Raw genomic sequence first — 22,469 nt, forward strand, 5'->3', positions numbered from 1 at the left:
TTTGATCTGCTTTTTATTAATCGTAGGTGCTAGTTTTAGCTTTCTCCTGCTCAAAATCAATAAACAATTGAAATCCCTTGTCCTCTTCATCCTGATCCCAAATCTCAACTAATTTAGGCACTATTTCAATCAAAATTTCACTATCTTTATGAGGATAGGCGTTATAGCTTTTTTCCCAATATTTTTGATACAACTCCTGGAAGGAACAATCTGGCTGATCAACGACTAAGCCGTGATTTACAGCAATTCCTTCAATTTGAACTCCCCAATAGCAAATCGCCACTCGCGGATTCTCGATTAGCTGCTTTGTCTTTCGGAAATTCTTGTCTGTTTTAAATAGGATTTTGCCTTCGTGAATGATTACGCTGACATTGCGCACCATCACATGGTCGTTCAAACTAGTGGCTAATGCCATAATCTTTTTTTGTCCTAGTTTCTGATAAAAGTGTTCAACCGCTGTCTGAAAGTCCATTATAAATACTCCCGTCTAAGAAAGATGGCGCGCAATCGATCAAGAGAAAAATAGACAATCGCAGTGGTGACTCCGTATTTAATTAAATTAAAGGGAATGATTCCAATGACAACTAATTTCCAAACACTGTCTACCATTGGATTGACTGCTTGTGTCATGGCGATGATCGCCTCCATCGACATTCCGTATAGTTTGGTATAAAAGGGGATGATGAAGTAGACATTTGATAGACATGCCACAAAAGTAACCAATGCTGTGCCAGCTAACATTCCTTTTAGTGCCGAGCCTTTGTTAGTTGATCGTTGGTAAAATAGGCTCGCAGGTAAAATAAAACTCAGGCTTAAAATAAAGTTCTGAATTTCACCAGTAAACATCGAAGCAGTTCCGACTGTCGCTAACTTGATTAAAAGTTTGATCAATACGATAAAGATCCCCGAAACAGGACCTAATAAAAATGCTCCTAACAGCTCTGGAATCCCAGCCAAATCAAAGTCCATAAACGGCGGCATAAACGGCAACGGGAACTTGAATAGCATCAAGACGTAGGAAAGAGCTCCAAAAATTGCGATCAAGACTAATCTTCTTGCAGTAAATTTCATTTCTAACACACCTTTCTTTAAACATAAAAAAGAACCTTACAACAACATTTGCAAGGCACAGTCACAGTAGAAAAAGGTGGTTTGATTCATCAAATAGCGTTTGTTATCTGAAGATCAACAAACACACACTTTTCTTCTTCCATCCAGACTGTACTGTCGGTCTCAGAATTGCACTGAGTCAGCCAAAAGGCTCGCGGACTATCACCGCCGGTCGGGAATTAAACCCTGCCCTGAAGAACTTATTGTATTTATTTTCACATGGTTCTAGCGAGAATGCAAGCGTTTTTTTTAAATTCAAAGTAACTAGCTGAAGCCTGCATTAAAAAAAGTTTATGAAAAGTGTCATAAAAGAACAGATCTAAATCATTGATGTATCATGTTCCAGTAAGCATCGGGGACATTTATTTCTCGAACTTTTTTCCAGCCTTCCTTTTCATAAAAAGCTAGTGCCGGAGTGTTTCGTGATAAGCATTTTAATTTCATTGGTAACTCTAAGTGGTGCTTCGCTTTTTCCAAAAGCAGATGACCAGCTCCTTGTCCTTTGTAGCGAGCATCAACAAATAGGCAATGAATGAAGTTATCTGGAACATATAAAGAAATAAAGCCAATGACTGTTTCTTCGACTTCTGCAACGAAGACAAGTTCAGCCTCCGTATCACGATCAAAATCCTCTAAATGCATCAACTCGGGATCATCCCAATAAAAAGTTGTACGCCGACTTTCTAGATATAATTGTCTAAGTCTTGGCTTATCTTGAAGGGTCATTTCACGAATGTGAATCAAGCAAATTCTCCTTTCATTAAAGTATCTGACTTAAAAATTTTTTTCAAACTTACTTTAGCATATTTTAGTCGAAAGATTGAATGATTTTTATTACTAATGGTTGGTGAATAGAAGAATTAGAAAAACTCCGACCAAATAACTAGATGAAAAATACACCTTTCGACCCATGACGAATTAAAGGAGATTGAGCATAATATTGACATAAGATAAAAACACATCGCGAGTGGGAAAAACAAAATACATTCAAATCGGGTTCCAAAAAAATGTTTTTTGGAAAAAGGAGAAAATTAAAATGAAAAAATTGACGAAATCACAAAACAATCGAGTATTAACAGGGATGTTAGCCGGAATTGCGGACTATTTTGGAATTGATCCTACAACTGCACGTGTCATCTTTGTCTTCCTAAGCTTTTTCTTGGAAGGTGCACCAATCTTACTTTATCTATTGCTTGTGTTGCTTGTTCCTAAAGCAGAAAGTGAGAGCAGAGCCTACCAACAACCCTATGAATCATCAACAGGCAATCAGGCAAAACAAGCAGAAGCAGTTGCCGACGATACATGGAGCGATTTCTAATTAGAAAAACAACGCTTAAATCTTAAGCTTAAAATATAATCCGAAGAGTGAACTAAAAAAACAGTTCACTCTTTTTGTCAGTCCGACTTTTCGCAGTTTATTAGGTATAAAAAAAGATCAAGAATTTTATTCTAAAACGTTTGAAAATGTGTAGTCGGATGATATGCGAAGCGAAAACATCCTCATTTTTCTGGTTTTTAGAAAAATGAAGTCACTAAAATGAGCTAGCTGCGAGTCAAACTTTTTACAGTTTTTATTTTTAGAATTGAATCAACAACAAGAATAAATTTATTCTATGAATATAGTCCTTTCGACCCATGACGTGACGACGAGGGTTGTGCATAATAGACTCATAGAACATTTCGTCGAGGAGAGATTATCATGAATGAACGGCAAAAAATTTTAGAATCCATTAAAAAGGGGATATTATCGCCAGAGGAAGGCTTGGATTTATTAGAGAGTCTTGGATTAAATGAAGAAACAAAATCAGAATCAGCACCAGAGACTGAAGAAGAACCAATAGTTGAAGAACCATCAGCAACTGAAACAGAGAAAGAAACAGTGGAAGAACCTGTAAATAAATTAGAACAAGAGGAAACATCCCAACATGTAGCTGAGTTTGAAGGGGAAATCGAATCAAAAGACTTTTTAGGACCTGTTGAAGATGAAGAAAAGACAGAAATTGAAAAGGACTTGGAATTTGATAACGATGTAACAATTGAAAAAATATCCGAATCGGATTTAGCGGATGATGACCTTCTGGAGCAGCCAGCATTCGAAGAGCCAGCAGAGGTCGAAACAGAATTAGAGCTAGAACCAGAAACACCAGAAGAAGCACTATCAGAAAAGCCCCAGTCCTCTGACAGTGTTTCCAGCATGATTGATGAGTGGGAAAACAAGAAATCAGAACCTAAAGAGGAAGATCCAGTACGATCAAAAATTGATGAATTTGATGAAGCGTTGCAAACGAAAATAGAAGCTTTGCGAGAGAAAAAAGAAGAATTTAGAGAACTTAATCTTGAAGCTGAGCTGGGAATCATTTCAGCTGAAAATGAAGTAATCTATAATCAAATGAAGATCGAGCTGAAGGAACGGGAAGAAGAAATCGAACTATTGAAGCATGAGCGTCGAGCGATTGACGAGGATATGTTTGTTTCGCCAGAAGGTCCTTATGTATCAGATGGATTTTTTGAAGTCCCAGATGATTTTGAAGAGCAAAAGTACCGTCCAATGGATCGTCCTCATGAGGAACCAACAGACTTGGCCAGCCGTATTGCACGGATGGTAACGAGAACAACCGAGAGAGTTTCAGACAAGGTAACTAATGATTTCGACTGGAAAAAGATGAATCAAAAATTTTACGGAACGGCAAAAACACATTTTAGTCATCAATTCACCTTTGAAGATATAGATGCCAAAACCATCGATATTAAATTGGCGAAAGGGAAAGTAATTTTGAAGACTTGGGAAGATGAGACAATCAATGATATAAAAGTTGAGGCAACAGTCGCTCTTCTAGGTAAAATGGAGGAGCCAGATCCAATCGACGCCTTTTTAGAACGCAGCCATATCGACATTAACAACTATCAAATACTCTTCCATGTACCGAATAAACGAGTGGACGCCAAATTGACCTTCTACTTACCAAGACGTCAATACAATCATCTTTCTGTCCGTTTACTGACAGGTGATTTGATGATTGAGGAACTTGTAGCTAAGAATGCTTCGATTAAAGCAACGAATGGAACAGTGTTGATTAAAGAACTTGGTGCCTCGATGCTGGAATTTGAAGGTACCAACAATGACGTTGAAATTCGCGAAGGACAGATTACGAATGCATTGATTGAGACAGTTACCGGTACAATCATTTCAAAAGCGGATGTCGTGCGATCAGAATATTCCTTGATCAACGGAGACATCAAATTATCCGCAGGCAATGAGAATTTGAAAAAAATCGAAGCTCAATCCGTCAATGGCAATGTCAAGGTTTCATTGCCGCAAACCGTGGGTATCGAGGGTGTAGCCAAAACAGGAGTCGGTACGATTAATTATCGCTTTGCCAATTGTGAAACCATACAAGAACGAAATGGCAACACCCAGAAAGTATTGCATTTTCAACGAGCAGCAGGAGAATCAGCTGAAATCGAGGTTTCTTCGAAGGCTGGTAACATCTTCTTGAAGGACTATGAGAGATAGAAGGGACAAATTAAAATGAGAAAAAGAATGACAAAATCACAATCAAATCGAATGCTCACTGGAACCATTGGTGGGATCGCCGAATATTTTGGGATCGATCCTACTATCGCACGTGTCATCTTTGTTTTTATCAGTGTCATCTTGGTAGGCGCACCAGTATTTCTTTATATACTACTGGCATTAATCATTCCAAGAGCTGACAGTAGCAGAGGAAATAATTACCAACAATACCATTATGAACGTCCAAAACAGTCGAAAAAGCAACGCAAACGTGCAGAAGCAGTCGAAGAAGACAATTGGAGTGACTTTTAGTCGCCGATTTGAGAATTACTTAATTCAATCAAAAAGACATTTCTTGATTTTTTTAGAAATGTCTTTTTATATAGGGAAAGCATAAAAATTTCTCATGAATAATTCCTTTTACAGCAGGTATATCCATATCCGGCTTTACGAATGAGCTAGTTTACGCAGACAATGATTGCTAAATTCCTTTAAACACCGACAATAAGTAAAAATATTTCGAAATTACCAAGAAACACAATGATCGAAGAAAACAGATGTTGATTAGTGCCTAATTGGGTCCTAAAAGTTGAGCGACTCCGCAAAGCCTTTCTTAAGGAGATGCGTAAGAAAAATTCTTCGTGCTTATTTCAATAAAAATGGCGAAAAAAAACACTATATCCATACGTAGAAAAAGGGTAAAATAAAAACAATAAAAAAGTAGAATCAAAAAACGTTATTTAATTTAAAACTTTTGAATTCACGCTTTAGGATTGGTAGAAGTATGATACCGTACAAAAGTATCATTGTTAACGAAGTTGGAGGAGATAGGATGGATTTTCGTCAGGTTTTAGGAACAAGCAACAGACGACGATTAGAATTGATTGAACTGTTGTATTATAACCGACAAGGGGTGTCGAGCGATGCGATTCTTAACGAGTTAGATTGTTCATTGCCGATTTTATTGAATGATATTAGTCTTATCAATGACTTGCAGGATGATTTTATTGTTGAAAAGTCAAAGGGATTGCATCAGGTAAAGCTCAAGGAAGGGATCAGCATTGGAAAACTGTATGCTGAGGCGTTGACCAATTCACTCGAATTCAAGATTGTTGAACATTTATTATATGAGACCAGTGACAACATCGAAGGGTTATCGAAAAAATTATATTTGAGTTCTTCTAATACCCAACGGTACTTAAAAAAGATAGAGATTGATTTAAAACGTGTAGGTATTCAACTATGCTATCGTCCGTTACGTATAGTGGGGAAAGAAAGTGTGGTCCGGCACTTTTATTATCGGTACTTTACTGAAAAACAGTATACATTAAAGACAGTATTGCCAGATTTGAGCGAGAACTATCTAAAAGTGATTAAAAATTTTGTTCTAGAGTTTATTAAAATAAATGGGATGCAAAACCAGCATATTTTTCAAAAACGTGTGGCTTACAATCTGTTTATCAGCTTGTGGCGAATAAAAAACAAACATGCTTATCCTCAAGAAGAACTCCGAACGAAGCCGTTATTATTGCCAGAAGGAAAAACAGTAGAAGCACTCAGTTCGATGATTAAAGAAGTTTTTCAACTGACGGTATCAGATGAGCTGTTACGGGATTGCTTATGGTTGTCCTTCTCGGATTCACTTATTTTTAGTCAAGAGCATAGAAAGGCAGCACTAAAGGATAATCCCCGTTATAGAAAGCTTTTCAAGAAGCACATGGAATTGACGGAAGATTTTACAAGGTTGTTAGGCGGAGCATTTGATGAGGAACGAAAAATCGAGTTAACGACCGTTTTATTGAATGCCACATATCTTTTTGATGAAAAGGGTGACTTTCTCTCCATTTTGCGAAAAAATCGGACTATTTTTCTAGACATGGTCGCCATTATGCACCAGCATGCAGTGGAGAAGGTGACAGATATCGTGGAAGCCTTTGTCCATAAGCACGCAATCTATCAGACGCGAGATTTTATTACAACGTATGTCTATCTCTTGCTGACAGAAGAAGAAAAAAGTCTGGAGCTGTTGGCTTCACAGGATGAACCTCATCATTTATTATTAGTTTCCGATCTTACCCCTACGGAAGAGAAGTTTATCTCAAGGGTGATCACTCAGATCGTTTATGGAAATTTTGAGATACACCATTTAGACGAATTATGGGACAGTCATGAGGAGATGGTTAAGAAGGTTCTATCTTATGATGGGCTGATTACAACAGGGCCGAAAGAAGGTATTCCTAAGGATTTTCCTTTTGTTTCAATGGACCCTTACGTAACACCGCAAGCGATTGTGGCGATTCAAAATCTTGTCAATGATTTATCCGAAAGAAAACGGCATGTTCTACTATCTGGAAATAGTATCAACGAATAGTAAAAATCAGGTATCTCTTTGAAAAGGGACACCTGATTTTTTGCATAGGAAGAATTTTTAGAAGTTAATATTCAGCCATGATCCTTGTTAATATTTTACTCAAGGTTTCTAGATCAGTATCAATCGTTGATTCTAACCAATCTGACAAAATACTGATTATGCCCGACACAGCAAAGGAGACCTCGATATAACTTTGGAGATCATTTGGATCGAGGCTTTCGGCGGCAATCACTTTTGCGATCAATACTTCTTTGATTTTTCTCAAATCATTTCTACGTGTAGTTTCTTTAACGAGTAACTGAAAGATCGTTTGGTTCTCTGAAACAAAAGAAACTAAGTTCTGACAAAAGGTTTTAAAATCTGTGATTTGGTCGTTTGGATAGGTTGTGTCGAAAAGAAGGATAAGTGCCTCCAGCTTTTCATCAAGGAGCTGGTTATGCAGATCATAAATGTCAGAATAATGAGTGTAAAAGGTGCCTCTGCCGATATCTGCCAGCTCGGTGATTTCAGAAATTGAAATTTTATTGATTGGCTTGTTCTGCAACAGTGAGAGATAAGCCGATGCAATCGCCCTTTTTGTTTTGCGCGTTCTTCGATCCATTTTTCACCTTTTTCCTAGACAACTGTCTTCAAACTGTTCAAAAATGAACAGTTTTGTAGAGATTGCTTATAGTATTCTTGTCTTGTATTCATTATATTAGACATATGAACATTATTCAACAGTTGTTCAAGAATAGGAGGGATAAAATGGATACTATCGAAATCAAACAAATAAGTATTAATGACTTGGAGCAGGCAAGAAAATTCGCGGAACAGGGCATGCACCTTGATTGGTACGTCAATAATTCCCTCGAGCTATTTCTTTACAGCAAATACGTGCTGTATCTTGAGCTCTCGAAATCAACAGTTGCTTTAGGTGCTTATTTAGGTGAACGTTTAGTAGGATTTTTGTTCGCACGATTTAAGAATGAAGAACCTGCCATTGAATCAATAAAGCATAAGCTGTTTTTAAAACTTGGATCGGGCTTAATTAATCTATCTGGTCATAAGGACAATTCTGATGCTTACGATCAAGCGAATAAAGAGATGCTTCAGGCATTTTCAAAGAAAAACTATGAAGGAGAGCTGACATTTTTTGCTGTTGATCCTGAACTAAAAGGAAAACGAATTGGAACACTACTGCTTGAAAAGCTGGTCTCATTGAAGAGAGGCAAGACAATTTACTTATATACAGATTCAGGCTCTACTTATCAGTTCTATCTTCATCGTGGATTCGAGATTTTCAGTCAAAAGGAAGTCAATATGACAGTGAACAAAAAAGAAATCAAACTGACCTGTTTTTTGATGTACAAGCAACTGTAGAAAAATACTTTGTCAAGAATCGCTTGAATTTTAAATAACTAATTTCCTGAGATTATTTTTACATGTCGAAAAAAATACATTATTAAACTGGAGGTATATCTTATAACAATTTAAAAAATAACTTTTTAAATAACGTCAACACGATCGTTCGAAAAGCTATTTTCTGCTGCTTTTTGCTTGAAAAATTATTTATCATGAGTAAAATTATAAGTGAAGGAAGATAAAAAAAAGAAAGGAATGGTCAAAATGGCTAACAACATGATTCCTCGTCGCTCTGATTTATTTGACATGACACCTTTCAATTTTTTTGAGGACTTTGGACGGAATTTTTTTGAAGGCTTCAAGGGCAATATGGTTAAGACAGATATCCACGAAACAGACAACGAGTATTTGCTAGAGGCGGAATTACCTGGAATTCCTAAGGAAAACATCCAAATCAATTATGAAAATGGCATATTGACGATTGAAGGAAAACACCAAACAGATACGCAAAAGGAAGATGACAAGGGCAATTTGGTAAGAAGTGAGCGAAGCTTCAGCAGTGTTCGCCGACAATTTGCAATTAGAAATGTGAGAGAAGAAGATATCAAGGCTGAGTACAAGGACGGAATTTTGAAGGTTACTTTGCCAAAATCAGCGGAAAAATTGGAACGCAAGACCGCTATCCCAATTGAATAGAACGAGAAAAGGAGCTGTGACAAGATTCTTGTCACAGCTCCTTTCTTACGATTAGGCAAGAGAAATAAGTAGAAACTTCTTAAGGTTGACCACTTCCATCAAATTCTCACTTTTTTAAAACGGCTAACAAAAAGATTTTAAAACTATAACAAAAAATAAAGACTGACAAAAATTAAAATTAAAATTTTTCCTCGAAAATAAGATTGATAATTATAAAAAAGATCTATTGACTGACGGTATTTGAGCAATCAATAGATCTTTTTATATAGTTAGTTTAACTATAAAATAAATTTATAATTTTTTAAAATAGTTTACTTGGTCTTATAAAAAACTAGAAAAGAAATATTTCTTTAAAAAACAAATTAATTTATTTATCTTTTGATTTAAAATTGTTTTGTAATGCTATTATAAAATAGCGATTAGAAATAATCAATAATATTCATAAAAACAATTATTTTTGTTTCTCTTTGAAGATTCATTACAAAAAATAAAAGCTTTGAGTTCTCAATTTTGGGATTTAACTCATTATTAGTTGAAAAATGTGCCGTCATTTAAGCCGTCAGAATTGGAGGGGAACTGTCAATGAGAAAAGGAGAAAATATATATTTAAGAAAGGATGGACGTTGGGAGGGACGTTATTCAAAGGGAAGAAAAAACAATGGAAAAATTAAATATGGATATGTGTATGGAAAAACCTATACGGAAGTTCGGCAAAAAATGTTTCCGCTTAGGATACATTATATGACTGTCCAGCAAACTCATGGGGTTGCGAGTGAAACATTTGAGGAGTGGGCGAGTTACTGGTTGAGCTATGTCCAGCAGGAGGTCAAGCCGTCTACCTTTTCCAGTTATTATTATAAAATTTATAAATACGTGTTACCAACAATAAAGAGCATTCCTTTAAATGAACTATCTGCAGAGCAAGGAAAAGAAATACTTAAAGAACTTGGAAAAAAGCTTGCTAGTTCAACTGTACATGTGATTTTTCGAATTTTGAATAAATGTTTGAATCATGCAAAAAAATGCGGGAAAATTTTATCTAATCCCTTTTCCAGTATTCAGTTACCAAAAGTTAAAAAGAAAAAAATTGAAGCGCTCACTCGCAGAGAACAAAAGAGACTTATGAATGTAGCGTTGAACGAAAAGAAAGGCAGAGGTCTTCCGATACTGTTATCTCTCCATTCTGGCATGAGAATTGGAGAAATCTCTGCTTTAAGGTGGTCTGATATTGATTTTGAATCGAGTTTAATACATGTAAGTCACACATATCAACGAATAGGGATTTCACATGGAGAACGGAAAACACAATTAAATTTTGCTAGTTCAAAAACAGAAGCGTCTGTTAGAGTAATACCAATTAGTCGTACATTGAAGAAACTATTATTAAAGCACAAGAGAAAGTCAACGAGTCAATTTGTTTTTTCTTATTGTGGAAAGCCTTGTGAGCCGAGATTACTCACTTATTATTTTCATAAGATTCGCGTGAAAGCTGATTTAGCACATATACATTTTCATCAGCTACGCCATACATTTGCAACCCGCTGTTTAGAATCAAAAGGGGATATTTCTTCGGTCAGCGCTCTTTTAGGACACGCATCAACTCAAATGACATTAGATACTTATGTGAATGCTTTACTAGAACAAAGATATCAAGTAATCGAGGAAATGGAGAAGTCTATCGCTTAGAAAACGCTTCCAATAACGATTTCGGGAGGTTCTTTTTTCTTTTTCTGAGAAAGCGCTTTCAATTTATTCGCAGTTTATAATGATTATAATAATCAGTTAAAATCAGTGTTTCTAAACAAAAAATAAAGGCGTTATTTCATCTGAAAAAACTATACGCCGTCTTAAATCGTCAAAAAGCGTTCAAATCCTTCTAATAATAAAGGGATTGGGTGCTTTTTCTAGTTTTTTATAAGACTAGGAACAATTTTGACTCATCTGAAAAATCGTTATTTTAGCTAAACGTCAGTTTTTGTGTTTAAAAAGTATGGGTGTTGATTTTGATTACTAATCGCAGACACCAAAAACTTATAGTAATCAATGATTTATTTAAAGCACCACCATGCTTATGATAACAAATTTTCAGGAAATAGCGAGTGAAGGCTTCTGATTCAAGACTTTTATGGTTAATGCTTGTCTGTATGGCTGTAGAGCTATCCGATAAAAAAAGAGAAAAGGGAAGAGAAAAATGAATGTATTAATATTGACGAAATGTGTTTTTGCTGAAGAAGAATTGATAAAAAAATTAAATCTGCTCGGTTATGAGGTGTTTTGCAGTAGTCACTTGCTTGAGGGGTTAATTGAAGATACTAAAAACTATCCGGTAATTAACTATTTTCCCAACATTATTTTTAGCGAAACGATTTCTGATGACGAGGTATCACAGGTAGCTAAAAATGAAGACATCAAAGATTCGATTCTTTTTAGAAAAGCGACGACATTTTCAAAAAATCATCATGAATACGAAAATGATAAATTCAATTTTTTATTTATGGACGATTCCTTAGAAGAGATAGGAGAAAAGTTAAGGAAAAATCATGCTCAATATCAAGAAAGCAGCAAGCCGAATTTATTGTCTTTTAATATTAAAGATATCGATTCTATGTTGTTTTTGAGTAATCAGGAAAGACAAGTTTTTGAAATTTTATACAACGCTAAAGGAAAAGTTATTTCAAGAGAAGATATCTGTAATAAGATATGGGCCCAAGTAACTAATTCAAACTTAGCTCAGACTTCTACGATTGTGCGAAGGATAAAAGTTAAACTTGAGGATTCGGGATTTGTGAATTGTGATTTACAGACTATCTGGGGAAAAGGATATCGAATTATTACTGATTAATTTTTTTGCATCACAGTCGAACACGTACTTATAAAAAATTAAAGGAATCAGCTGGATGACTATGAAAGATAAAAATATAAAGAAATACAAAAGGATAGCCAATAAGATTATCAAACTAATACCAATGTATAAAGCAATGTCAGATTCCGATTTGCAAAACCAGACGATCCTATTGAAAGAAAGATTAGCAAATGGGGAAAAAGCCGAAAAGCTTTTGCCTCAGGCCTATGCGATTGTTGCAGAAGCTGACCGGCGGGTATTAGGGTTAGAGCCATACTATGTTCAGATTCTCGGTGGGATCGCTTTGTTTTATGGAAATGTTGCGGAAATGAAGACTGGTGAAGGAAAAACACTCACTGCAACGATGCCGATGTATTTAAGAGGTCTAATGGGCAAGGGAAACTTTTTGATTACCTCGAATTCTTATTTGGCTTGGCGAGATGCTGAAGAAGTCGGAAAAGTTTATCGGTGGCTAGGACTAACTATTTCTGTAGGAGTTCCAAAAGATGCTAGTGAAGAAGAGGTAGATAAGGAAGCAGTCTATGGTTCAGATATTATCTATACTACACACAGCGCTTTGGGCTTCGACTACCTATTTGATAATCTAGCAACGACTTTAGAAGAGCAATATGTCAATACGTTCAACTATGTATTGATTGATGAGATAGACGCCATCCTGTTAGATATGGCGCAGACACCGTTAATCATTTCAGGAGCACCCAAAGTACAATCTAATCTATTCGAAACATCTGACTGGTTTGTTAAAAGTCTTAGCGAAGGAGAAGACTATTTAAAAAGTGAAGACAAGAGAAATGTTTGGTTCAAAGAAGAGGGAATTAAAAAAGCAGAAAAATATTTTGGAATTCACGGAATTCTTATAGAGGAATGGCGCGACTTATACAGACATTTAGTTTTGGCTTTAAGAGCCAATCAATTATTAGAAGAAAACAGAGATTATGTAGTGGAAGAGGGTGAAATTCTGCTTTTAGATGAAGCAAACGGAAGAAAATTAATCGGAACGAAATTACAAGCGGGATTGCACCAAGCGATAGAAGCCAAAGAGGGGGTAGAAATTACCAACGAAACGAGATCAATGGGATCAATTACTTATCAAAATCTCTTTAAGAAGTTCAAAATTCTGTCAGGAATGACCGGAACAGCAAAAACTGATGCTGAAGAATTTAGAGAAACTTACAATGTGAACGTGATTCAAATACCTACAAATAAGTCTATCAAAAGGGTAGATCATCCAGATGAAGTCTATGTAACAAATAAGGCTAAAGTATTGTCCTCATTAAAAGCTGTAAAGGAAGCACTTAAAAAGGGGCGACCGGTCTTAGTAGAAACGGGTTCTGTCGCTATGTCTAACTTGTATTCCTTACTATTATTGCAGCAAAAAATCCCACACAATCTTCTAAATGCTACAACAGTTGCGAAGGAATCCTTGATTGTTTCTGAAGCAGGTAGAAAAGGCGCTGTTACAGTAGCCACATCAATGGCTGGAAGAGGAACGGATATTAAGCTTGATCCTGAAGCAAAAGAAAGTGGCGGGTTGTTAGTTTTGGGAACAGAACGAATGACCAGTGATCGGATTGATTTTCAGCTTAGAGGTCGTGCTGGAAGACAGGGAGATCCGGGTGATACAGTTTTTTTTGTTTCGATGGAAGACAAAATAGTCGTTGAAAGTGCGCCTAAGTGGGTTGCCAAGGCGCGAAAGAAGTTGGTCGAAGAAAACGAGCAAAAGGAAACAGCTGAAACAAAGCCTTTAAAGGAAAAGAAATACGACAAAATCATTAATAAATCTCAAGCAAATAGAAAGAATCAAGAAGTAGAAAGTCGCAAGAATATTCTTGAATATGATGAAATCATCAGTGTTCAACGGGAGATGATTTACACTGCAAGGAATAAGGTGATGGAAGGTTCTATTGCATTTTTAGAAGGAATCATCCAGCGTTCAACAGAAAATGTTATTGATTCTTTTACCTCGGAAAAAACGAATCTAGATAGAAATAAATTGATTGATTTTATCTATAACAATATCGCTTATAATTTTGACGCTTCGACCATTGATCGAGAGCTAAACGATTACGGTAAGAAGCATGTACGCGAGTATTTAAAAAGGATGATTTTAACTCAAATCGAACAGGTTCATTTCAAAATTCCCGATAGTTTTCAGCAGCTTTATTTTAGACGAATTGTTACCTTGAAGGCTATTGATACGATGTGGATTGAACAATCTGATAATTTACAGCAACTAAAGTCTGTTGTGAATGGACGTAGCTGGGGGCAACACAGACCAATTTATGAATTTCAAATTGAAGCAAGGCGATCCTTTTTTGAAATGAAGGATGAGATATGGTTGAACATATTGAGAAATCTATTATTGTCGGACTTGGTTTACAATTCCGATGGATCCATTGACGTAGATTTTCCATAATTTAGCCATCATTTAGTATTTTAAAAAAGGACGGTTATCAATGAAAAACAATAAAGAGATAGTCAAACGGATTGGTTGGAGTATTTTACTGCTTGCAGTTGTGGAGTTTGGAAAAAAGATCGAGGTTCCTGGCTTTTTAGCAATACCAAAAGAAGAAACCCAAAATTTGATCCTTCGTTTTCTTTCAACCACTACTGGAGGAAATTTATCAAAACCAACCCTGCTTTCTTTGGGAATGGGTCCATATATGACAGCTTTAATTATTTGGACCACGATTAGTATGATTGACACGGATAGGATCAACAATCTTTCAAATAAACAAAGAGGATATATTCAAAGAGTGCTAACGCTTATTTTTGCCATCGCTCAAGGAATTGCGTTAATGCTTAAATTTGAACCCCTAGTTGATTTCAAACAATTTCCCGGAATAAGTAAATTTGCCATTTTTTGCATGGTGATCATGATACTTACCACTGGTGCGATGTTTGTTTCTTGGATATCCGATATTAACAGTGAAAAGGGAATCGGTGCCCAGAGTTTATTTATTTTACCAGGTCTACTTTCCAATTTACCTGCGATGTTAATATCTGGACAAAGCGGCACTTTACGCTTAAACAGCAGCTATTTTCTAGGGTTGTTTGTTATCACCTTCGTTTACATTGTGATAACAATCTTTTTATACAACTCCGAATATCGGATAAATATCCAGAGAACGGGAATAGATAGTAAATTTAATAACTCGTATATTCCGATTCGCCTGTTAACGGCTGGAGCAATGCCTTTTATGTTCGCAGTGACGGTGTTTTCGATCCCGCAATTGTTACTACTAAATGAGCGTTGGAGCAATACGCTTTTTTCCAGTATTCTTTCAAAATTATTTTCCTTTAATACGGTAGAAGGAATCATTACCTATGGAGTTATTCTTTATGCTTTGGGAATGGGCTTTAGTTATATCAATGTTCGGCCGCATGATATTGCTAAGCATCTAAAAGAGTCTGGCGATTATATTTATGAGATTGTACCTGGAGCTGAAACTGAAAAGTATATCAAGAAGAAGCTGTCTACCATCGCTATGGTAGGGAACTCATACCTAGTGTTAGTTTCTCTTATTCCGTTGTTTATCGGATTAAAGGTGGAGATCATAGCTAATTTAGCATTTTATTTTGGGAGTGTTTTTATGCTGATCATTATTCTCGATACACTCACGCAAGAAATAAAATTTATTTTTTCAAAACGTAATTACCATATTTTTTAGTGAGAAGCAGGAGTGGATAAATCAATGATTTACTTAATCCCAAATTGGAAACAAACAGACAATAATTTAGAAAATGAACGAGTCTTGAACATTACGAAGCTTTTCACGGAAAGCGACGAACAATATAAGCTTTTCCTATTAAATCATTTGCCCTTTTTAAGATATAAGGCCCAAGAACATTCTTTACTATTTACTTCCTATTGGCGCGCTTATGATGTGATTCAGAATATCTCTGTATCGGATGGTCATCCCCTAAGTTTTGAAGATCTGTCATTTCCTAGTGATATTGAAACCATTTATACTCCCTTTGGCATTGTGCTTTTTCGAAAGAATCGTAAATATGGAGAGGTAAAGTTCAATAAATATGGCTGTATTGAAGGTGTGAAATATTTTAAAGAGGATCATAACTACTTTGAGTATTACGATGATCGAGGTTTTTTATCGCTAATTGAGCATATGACGAAACAAAATGTAGTGACAAGACGAGAGTACTTTAATGAATACGGTGAAAAGACACTCACAGAAATCTTGGATGGAAATCCTGAAATAATCATTGAGGAAGCAGGAAACGAGAGCTTAAAGAAAAAAATATTTTACACCATGGATGAGGTGATTGCAGAGGTCTTAAAAATCGAGTTGCAGCAAATCCCTGATGACAATAAAAAAATCATTGCAACAACAGATAATGACATTCTAAAAGTAACGCAATTTATTCAAGACGAGGAGGAGCTGGTCCGGATTGTTTCCGATGACGATGCGCTTCAGGCCTATGATAGAAAGCTGTTCATAAAAAGTATGAAAAAAGCAGCGTATGTCGTGACTGATACGAAAGCGAAATCTCAAGAATTATTAAAGGTAAAAAAAGCCAATCCGGAACTAGCCAATATAGAAATTACTACGATTCCGATGTTTAATACGGAACTAGCTTTAGGAATGAGTAATTCGATTGCGCAGCTCATCATCTATTGGCGAGTGGAGCAACTGACTGATTTTCTACTTGAAGCAAATCAGGTTTTCATAAAAAATTTGATTGATCAAACGAAATATAGCCTGATTGTTGAGGTGAGTTCCCTCTTGGATCAAAGTAAATTACAAGAGCATCAAAAGGAAATCATTGATTCCTATTTTGATGTGGATAGTGAGTCTGACGATTTCAAAAAAGTCGCTCATTTTATTGAAGCAAAAAGAATCAAGCGCTTGTATAAAGCCGATGAACTGGCAATTGAAGACATTCGAAAAACGGATTCATGGAAAAATTTGGTCAAAGCAATCAATGTATATAACCGCATAGAATTCCGTGTACAGCCAACGCTTCTCTCAATAAAAAACGATTTTCATAAAGCTCGGCTTTACGTGGATATTAATGAAAAATACAATTTACAAATGCAATCATTAGCAATCAGTGCAGGAATTCCTCAAATAACGAAGGTGAAGACTGATTTTATAGAGGATAAAAAGAATGGAGCAGTAGTTAGAAGAATTTCTGAATTAGAACCTGCCTTGACCTTCTTTCTACAAAATTTGAGTAATTGGAACAATGCCTTGGTAAAAAATATATCTGTGATTGAGGACTTTAGCCCGCAGATCATACTAGAGAAATGGAGGGATGTGTTGAATGGCTAAAAAAATTAACCTTCTTCATTTTGGGGAGAATAAAATCGCTGATTTAAAACAGTTATCCTCCAGTTTTCATTATAATTGGCTGCCAAATGATTACAATTTCCAGCTGGATGAGAAAGAGATTGAGTTATTTATCGATGGAGAATTCAACAAAAAATTTTCTAGAGCAATTTTTATTTTGGAGTCAGATGCGAAAATTTTAACCCAGGATAGCGAGTTATTAGTGCAATTACCAGCGTATCAAATTCTTTACGAGAGTCAAGCGAGTGTTTCGCCTGAAGTAGCCCGGCTATTAAAACTCAAAGAAGCACTTCCTATTGATATGATGAAAATAGATCAGGTCTTTTCATTTATTAATAACCAATACTCTGTCAGACAATCTGGTTATAAACTGTCAAATGATCATATCAAAGTTGATCCAACATTTGATGGAAATGTTCAAAAATGCGGAAATTCTTATATTGAGCTCGAAGGAAATTTTCCGCAGGAGTTCAAACAAGTACTCTCATGGAAAATGACTAATCTTATTAAGGCAGACGAAAAAATGGCGTTCTATTCAGAGCTGGCTGTTCTTTCTGGAGATGTTGAATTGCTATTTAAGATCTTTTTAGTAGAGGAAAATACTTCGGAGGTTGTTCAGATAATTGAGGTCCCGTTGGAAAAACTTCAGAGAAAAGAAGAAATAATATTTGAACAGCCAGTGAATGCCTATATCCATGTTTCGCTCTATGCACGTGGAAAAAAGGGGAAGATTCAAGTTAGCCAAGTCCATATTAGAAAAGCACTAGCTGATAGAAGCTCCATGATTCCTGGTGGGAATAAAATAGTGGATGAGGAGCAGCTTTCTGGAGAAGTTTTCTACTATTTTAATGCAGGCGATTTGAAGCCACCATTGGCGATTTATTTTTCGGGGTATCGACCAGCTGAAGGTTTTGAAGGTCGCAGAATGATGAGCAGCATGGGCGGGGGGCCTTTTATGCTGATAGCAGATCCCAGATTAGAAGGCGGAAATTTTTATCTAGGAAGTCAACGCTTTGAACAACAGATTGTTGATATTATCTTAGCTAAATTAGAGCTTTTAGGATTCGAAAATTCTGATTTGATTTTGTCGGGATTGTCTATGGGGACCTTTGGAGCGCTTTATTATGCAAGTGATTTGGAGCCTCACAGTGTAATCATCGGAAAGCCATTAGCCAACATCGGAACGATTGCTTTAAACGAGCGTGTGTTACGGCCAAATGGGTTTCCAACTTCCTTGGATATGCTTTATTACAACACTGGCGAAACCACAGTCGAAGCTGCCGAAAGATTGAACAAGAAGTTCTGGGATAAGTTTGCCTCTGGCGACTTTAGTAATACGACTTTTGCTGTGGCCTATATGAAGCAGGATGATTATGACAAAGAAGCCTTCCCACAATTATTTAATGTTTTAAAAGAGAATCGTTCTACTGCAAGAGTACTCTATAAAGGACTTACAGGTCGACACAATGACAACAGTACCGGAATCAATAAATGGTTTCTAAAGCAATATCGAAATATCTTATTCAATAGTTTTCAAAGAGTCATGGATGACTTTGAATAACTAGAGGGGTGAAGGCTTGGAAAATTTTTACATGATAAAGTGGGGAATTGACTTTAACGATAACTACAATTATGGAGCGAATATCCGTCTTTTAGAGGATGATTCTGTTCGCTTTTCTTCTCCATTTATGCCCACGGGAACCCCTATCAAAACGTGGTATTCAAGGACAGCATTTCATTCTGCTCGCAAATCTCCAATGCTGCCGATTTTGATGAATGGGAAAGGCTATCACATAAAGGTGCACGCGAAATTTGATACGACAAACGCGGTGCAATTAGTCATTGAGTTTTTTAATGTCAATGAAGAGGTGATCGAAAAAATTTATTTTAAAGAGTTGGAAGGGCATTTTATCTTTCCAAATGAAGCAATAAGCTACAATGTGCAGCTAGTAAATAAGAAGCATGAATTCATTATTTTTAATTGTTTAACTATTGTTAGTGATTCTTTGGAAGAACGATATGAGCTTCAAACAGATAAAAATACCGAAGTGATCTTTCTGAAGGTTCGACATCCGTACAAAGGAATCAAAACAAAAATTGTCTTACAGAGAAAATCGAAATATATGACGAGTTTGGTCTTAAAAGATTATATGAACTATTATTTTTTGATAGGAGATCAATCTGAAAAAACATGGTTGGATGGGATTGTCGATATGTGTGACGACCTCAAGGAGAATCATGAATTGAATTCACTCTCGATAGAAAGAGGTCCACGCTTTAATACACTGGAAGATAATATTCAATTGCTCCCTTTGGCATTAGAAGCCATACTGCCATCCAGTAGATTGACAAACGTTCGAACAAGCACAACTGCTGGATGGACAAAGTTAAAGGAACAAGCACAAGTCAACAAGTACGCACTAAGTATTTTACAGCACACTGTTGCGAGACAGGAGAATTTGACTCTTAAGAAGTCAAGACAGTAGTTCGTTGATGAATATCAGGAGGGAAGAAGAGATGAATTTTTTTATTAATAAAGCAATGGGAATAGGAAATTCTGGTGTCGAACATGCACAATTTTATCGAGCGAGATGCTTTGAAAAAGTCCAACTTCCATATAAGTACGTCTTTGTGGAGCTTGTAAAAAATTTACATGAAGCGATGGATGCCTGGGATATTCCAGATAATAAAGTAATCAACATGTGGGAGCTGTTTGTTTTCGGGAAAGACTATTTAAAGACTGGCGCTAAAAAAAGCTATGAACACAAAGAAGAGATACTGTTGGATTTCACCAATACTCATCGGATAAAAGAAACGATTACTTCTTCAGGCATGTTGATTGTGGAGCATTTAGAAAAATCACCAAGTAAAAAGAAAGAAAATTTGCTTCTCGTTTCTACCTATAAAATTGAACTCTTTGATTATAAAACGATGGAAAGAAAAGTCATGTTTGAATACATCGAACATAAAAACAGAGGCAGATTGCTAAGTAATATCCATCTCTTTGATTTTGAAGGAGAGCATTTATTTTTTCGGACAGAGGTCCTGCTGCAACGTTATTTCTTCGAATATTTAGCATCACAATTTGAAGGTGTCAAGAATTTTGTCATTGATCGAGGACAGGAGTCTGAATCTGCGCTTTTCAATCACAAACCAGCAGATACCAATATTATCGAGATTATTCACGCAGATCATCTTTCTGATCGAGATGTGTCGACTGCACCGCTATGGAATAACTACTACGAATACTTACTGACACACATGGAAATGGCGGATCGTGTAGTGGTGGCCACAGAGCTTCAGAAGCAAGATCTCTTGATAGATTTCCCAGAAGAAACTGAAAAGATATGGGCGATTCCTGTAGGAGGTATTCGAGATCAGGATATTCACAAGAAACAAGAGCCAATTCGTCACGTACCTATTCAAAAATTTATTACAGTTTCTCGTTTAGCTTCTGAAAAGCATATTGATATTGTGATTCAAGCCATTTGTGAGGTGAAAAAAATTTTTCCAGATATTTCTTTGGATATTTATGGACAAGGTGGAGAAGACGGAAAACTAAGAAAATTGATCCAAGAGATGGATGCTGAATCTTATATTGCTTTGAAGGGACACTCAAATCAAATGAATCAAATCTATCCAAAATACGATGCCTTTATTTCCGGTTCTTATTCAGAAGGCTTTGGTTTAACTTATATCGAAGCTTTAGATGCAGGGCTGCCAATTGTTACCTTTAAGGCAAGATTTGGAGCGGTCGAGTTGATAAAAAATGGAGTGAATGGTTTTTTAAAAGACTTTTCACGAACAAATGAAGAATATAGCAAGGAACAGCTAACAGAAGGAATTATTCAGCTTCTTGAATCAGAACAGCAAAAAATAATAGATCAAACGAGAGACTCTGTAAAAGAATATCAAGATTCTATTATTGCAAATAAATGGAAGGAGCTTATCAATGGACTATGAGTTAGTAAGTGTCATAAAGCCAACAGATATCGTTTGGAAAAGCCAAAAAGAGCGTTTGATTGAAAATAACGGAAAAGTTCTCTCTCTTTCCCCGAGTCCGAATTTCAATAAGTTAAAACATTCAGAAGAAGTAGAGGGATTAAATTTATTAGAGGTGTTAACCAAACGTGAATATCAGCCAGGTAATTTTCTGTTTTTTAATAGCATTCCAACAGCGGCTGCCGCAGAGATTTTCATGAATGAAGATCGGACAATTTCGGTGATCAATGATGGTGAAGAGATTGGACAAGTAATCACGTATCCAGAAACTAGAAGGCATGTAAAAGAAGTGAAATACTTAAATGTTGATGGTACGACTGATTTTATTGAAGAATACACGGATGATGGACAATTATATAGCAATATTTTTTTCTTTAAGAATCAGGTCCATGAAATAGATTTTTACAATAGTAAACAACGTCCAATTGTTCAATATTTTTTTTATGAGGGTCAAATCAACTTAGTTGTTGTAAGAGACCAAGATACTGGCAGAGTTAGCGCTAAATACAACAGCCTGACACAATTTCTAACAGATCAAGTGGCGAATATAGTAACTGAAAAAGACAGTGTATCCATCTCTTACATGGGATTAGAGCTGTTTGCTTTAGCAAAAACAAAATCAAGAAATGTTCTTTACTTAACTGAATCTCCTTTTACAAATACTGGAGGAATCAAGGGGAATTTATTGAGTATATTGGAAAACAAAATTTCATATATCAATGAAGTAAAGATGTTACGTGAACATTATAAAAAATTAGTAGGTAAAAATGTTTGCTTAGATAAAGTAACTATCATTGATTAAGGAGTCTACGACGATGACAATTCCAGCAGAAAAAATCTTCAACGAAATTCAGACATTATCAAATGAAAATCCTGATTCAGTATTGAATTTTGAAGAACAAAAAGAAATGGCCGCTCAGTTACTGGAGCAGCAGAGAAAGCATGTGACTGTCATGCAGGCAATAAATGAACAGATGAAGCAATTGGCAGAGAATAAAGAATACGCTGTTGAGCAAATCAGACAATTGAAAACGGATTTTAATACTATTTTTGATAAATATAAACAAGAGTATTCCTTATTAAAAGAAATATTGTTAACGTTACAGGTTTCCTACGATACTGAGCGATTTATAGCCAAACGATCCCTCATTACTGAAAATGAAAAAATAATTTCAAGCATTATGAACGAAGCATAAAAGAGGAAAAGTCTAATGGTGATAAGTCAAGATGAAATTTGAGATTATTTTTATTGAATAG

At 35.9% G+C, this 22,469-nt stretch carries 20 protein-coding genes and 1 riboswitch; of the genes, 16 read left to right on the plus strand and 4 right to left on the minus strand.

Annotated features, from left to right (window positions below):
* Window positions 1-16 precede the first annotated feature (16 nt).
* From OMU_RS00790 to OMU_RS00800, 3 genes are all read right to left on the minus strand, one after another.
* Window positions 17-472 carry a pyridoxamine 5'-phosphate oxidase family protein gene (locus OMU_RS00790; RefSeq protein ID WP_016178066.1) on the minus strand — a complete coding sequence of 152 codons (456 nt, stop codon included), beginning with the start codon at window positions 470-472 and terminating at the stop codon, window positions 17-19.
* Entirely contained in the window at window positions 472-1,071 is a 600-nt protein-coding gene (locus tag OMU_RS00795) for an ECF transporter S component (protein WP_016178067.1), read from the minus strand. The genes OMU_RS00790 and OMU_RS00795 overlap by 1 nt, the downstream gene beginning before the upstream one ends.
* 127 nt (window positions 1,072-1,198) lie before the next feature.
* Window positions 1,199-1,313: riboswitch (FMN riboswitch) on the minus strand.
* Window positions 1,314-1,434: 121 nt separating this feature from the next.
* Window positions 1,435-1,854 carry a GNAT family N-acetyltransferase gene (locus OMU_RS00800; RefSeq protein WP_016178068.1) on the minus strand — a complete coding sequence of 140 codons (420 nt, stop codon included), beginning with the start codon at window positions 1,852-1,854 and terminating at the stop codon, window positions 1,435-1,437.
* Between the two features lie 292 nt (window positions 1,855-2,146).
* Here OMU_RS00800 and OMU_RS00805 point away from each other — a divergent pair, with 292 nt between their 5' ends.
* From OMU_RS00805 to OMU_RS00820, 4 genes are all read left to right on the plus strand, one after another.
* The gene (locus OMU_RS00805) at window positions 2,147-2,428 is read left to right on the plus strand and encodes a PspC domain-containing protein (RefSeq protein WP_016178069.1); all 282 of its coding nucleotides are present in this window, start codon (window positions 2,147-2,149) and stop codon (window positions 2,426-2,428) included.
* Window positions 2,429-2,809: 381 nt separating this feature from the next.
* On the plus strand, window positions 2,810-4,624 hold the full coding sequence (liaX, locus tag OMU_RS00810; RefSeq protein ID WP_016178070.1) for a daptomycin-sensing surface protein LiaX: 1,815 nt from the start codon (window positions 2,810-2,812) through the stop codon (window positions 4,622-4,624).
* Window positions 4,625-4,639: 15 nt separating this feature from the next.
* On the plus strand, window positions 4,640-4,936 hold the full coding sequence (locus tag OMU_RS00815) for a PspC domain-containing protein (protein WP_016178071.1): 297 nt from the start codon (window positions 4,640-4,642) through the stop codon (window positions 4,934-4,936).
* A gap of 520 nt (window positions 4,937-5,456) precedes the next feature.
* A complete protein-coding gene (locus OMU_RS00820) occupies window positions 5,457-6,995 on the plus strand; it encodes an AcpB/EbpR/MafR family transcriptional regulator (RefSeq protein WP_016178072.1) in 1,539 nt (512 codons plus the stop codon).
* Between the two features lie 64 nt (window positions 6,996-7,059).
* Here the strand turns inward: OMU_RS00820 and OMU_RS00825 are convergent, their stop codons facing one another.
* Window positions 7,060-7,596, minus strand: a complete 537-nt coding sequence (locus OMU_RS00825) for a TetR/AcrR family transcriptional regulator (RefSeq protein ID WP_016178073.1) — start codon at window positions 7,594-7,596, stop codon at window positions 7,060-7,062.
* A gap of 146 nt (window positions 7,597-7,742) precedes the next feature.
* Here OMU_RS00825 and OMU_RS00830 point away from each other — a divergent pair, with 146 nt between their 5' ends.
* From OMU_RS00830 to OMU_RS00885, 12 genes are all read left to right on the plus strand, one after another.
* Complete coding sequence (locus OMU_RS00830; RefSeq protein WP_016178074.1) at window positions 7,743-8,357, plus strand: GNAT family N-acetyltransferase; 615 nt, start codon at window positions 7,743-7,745, stop codon at window positions 8,355-8,357.
* 246 nt (window positions 8,358-8,603) lie between these two features.
* Complete coding sequence (locus tag OMU_RS00835; protein WP_016178075.1) at window positions 8,604-9,035, plus strand: Hsp20/alpha crystallin family protein; 432 nt, start codon at window positions 8,604-8,606, stop codon at window positions 9,033-9,035.
* 582 nt (window positions 9,036-9,617) lie between these two features.
* Entirely contained in the window at window positions 9,618-10,721 is a 1,104-nt protein-coding gene (locus OMU_RS00840) for a site-specific integrase (RefSeq protein ID WP_016178076.1), read from the plus strand.
* Between the two features lie 505 nt (window positions 10,722-11,226).
* Entirely contained in the window at window positions 11,227-11,877 is a 651-nt protein-coding gene (locus OMU_RS00845; protein WP_016178077.1) for a winged helix-turn-helix domain-containing protein, read from the plus strand.
* Between the two features lie 61 nt (window positions 11,878-11,938).
* Window positions 11,939-14,314, plus strand: a complete 2,376-nt coding sequence (gene secA2 / locus OMU_RS00850) for an accessory Sec system translocase SecA2 (protein ID WP_034876036.1) — start codon at window positions 11,939-11,941, stop codon at window positions 14,312-14,314.
* A gap of 40 nt (window positions 14,315-14,354) precedes the next feature.
* Window positions 14,355-15,569, plus strand: a complete 1,215-nt coding sequence (locus OMU_RS00855) for a preprotein translocase subunit SecY (RefSeq protein WP_016178079.1) — start codon at window positions 14,355-14,357, stop codon at window positions 15,567-15,569.
* Between the two features lie 24 nt (window positions 15,570-15,593).
* Complete coding sequence (asp1, locus tag OMU_RS00860; protein ID WP_016178080.1) at window positions 15,594-17,192, plus strand: accessory Sec system protein Asp1; 1,599 nt, start codon at window positions 15,594-15,596, stop codon at window positions 17,190-17,192.
* Window positions 17,185-18,771, plus strand: a complete 1,587-nt coding sequence (gene asp2 / locus OMU_RS00865) for an accessory Sec system protein Asp2 (protein WP_016178081.1) — start codon at window positions 17,185-17,187, stop codon at window positions 18,769-18,771. The genes asp1 and asp2 overlap by 8 nt, the downstream gene beginning before the upstream one ends.
* A 16-nt stretch (window positions 18,772-18,787) precedes the next feature.
* Window positions 18,788-19,696, plus strand: coding sequence for an accessory Sec system protein Asp3 (gene asp3, locus OMU_RS00870; RefSeq protein WP_227131708.1), 909 nt, complete (start codon window positions 18,788-18,790; stop codon window positions 19,694-19,696).
* 31 nt (window positions 19,697-19,727) lie between these two features.
* The gene (locus OMU_RS00875) at window positions 19,728-21,173 is read left to right on the plus strand and encodes a glycosyltransferase (protein WP_016178083.1); all 1,446 of its coding nucleotides are present in this window, start codon (window positions 19,728-19,730) and stop codon (window positions 21,171-21,173) included.
* Window positions 21,163-22,014 (plus strand): hypothetical protein, encoded by an 852-nt coding sequence (locus OMU_RS00880; protein WP_016178084.1) that lies wholly within the window; start codon window positions 21,163-21,165, stop codon window positions 22,012-22,014. Before OMU_RS00875 ends, OMU_RS00880 begins: the two co-directional genes overlap by 11 nt.
* Before the next feature lie 13 nt (window positions 22,015-22,027).
* Window positions 22,028-22,408 carry a DUF3110 domain-containing protein gene (locus OMU_RS00885; RefSeq protein ID WP_016178085.1) on the plus strand — a complete coding sequence of 127 codons (381 nt, stop codon included), beginning with the start codon at window positions 22,028-22,030 and terminating at the stop codon, window positions 22,406-22,408.
* Window positions 22,409-22,469: the final 61 nt, after the last annotated feature.

The sequence above is a fragment of the Enterococcus avium ATCC 14025 genome, assembly GCF_000406965.1.
Lineage (GTDB): Bacteria > Bacillota > Bacilli > Lactobacillales > Enterococcaceae > Enterococcus_A > Enterococcus_A avium.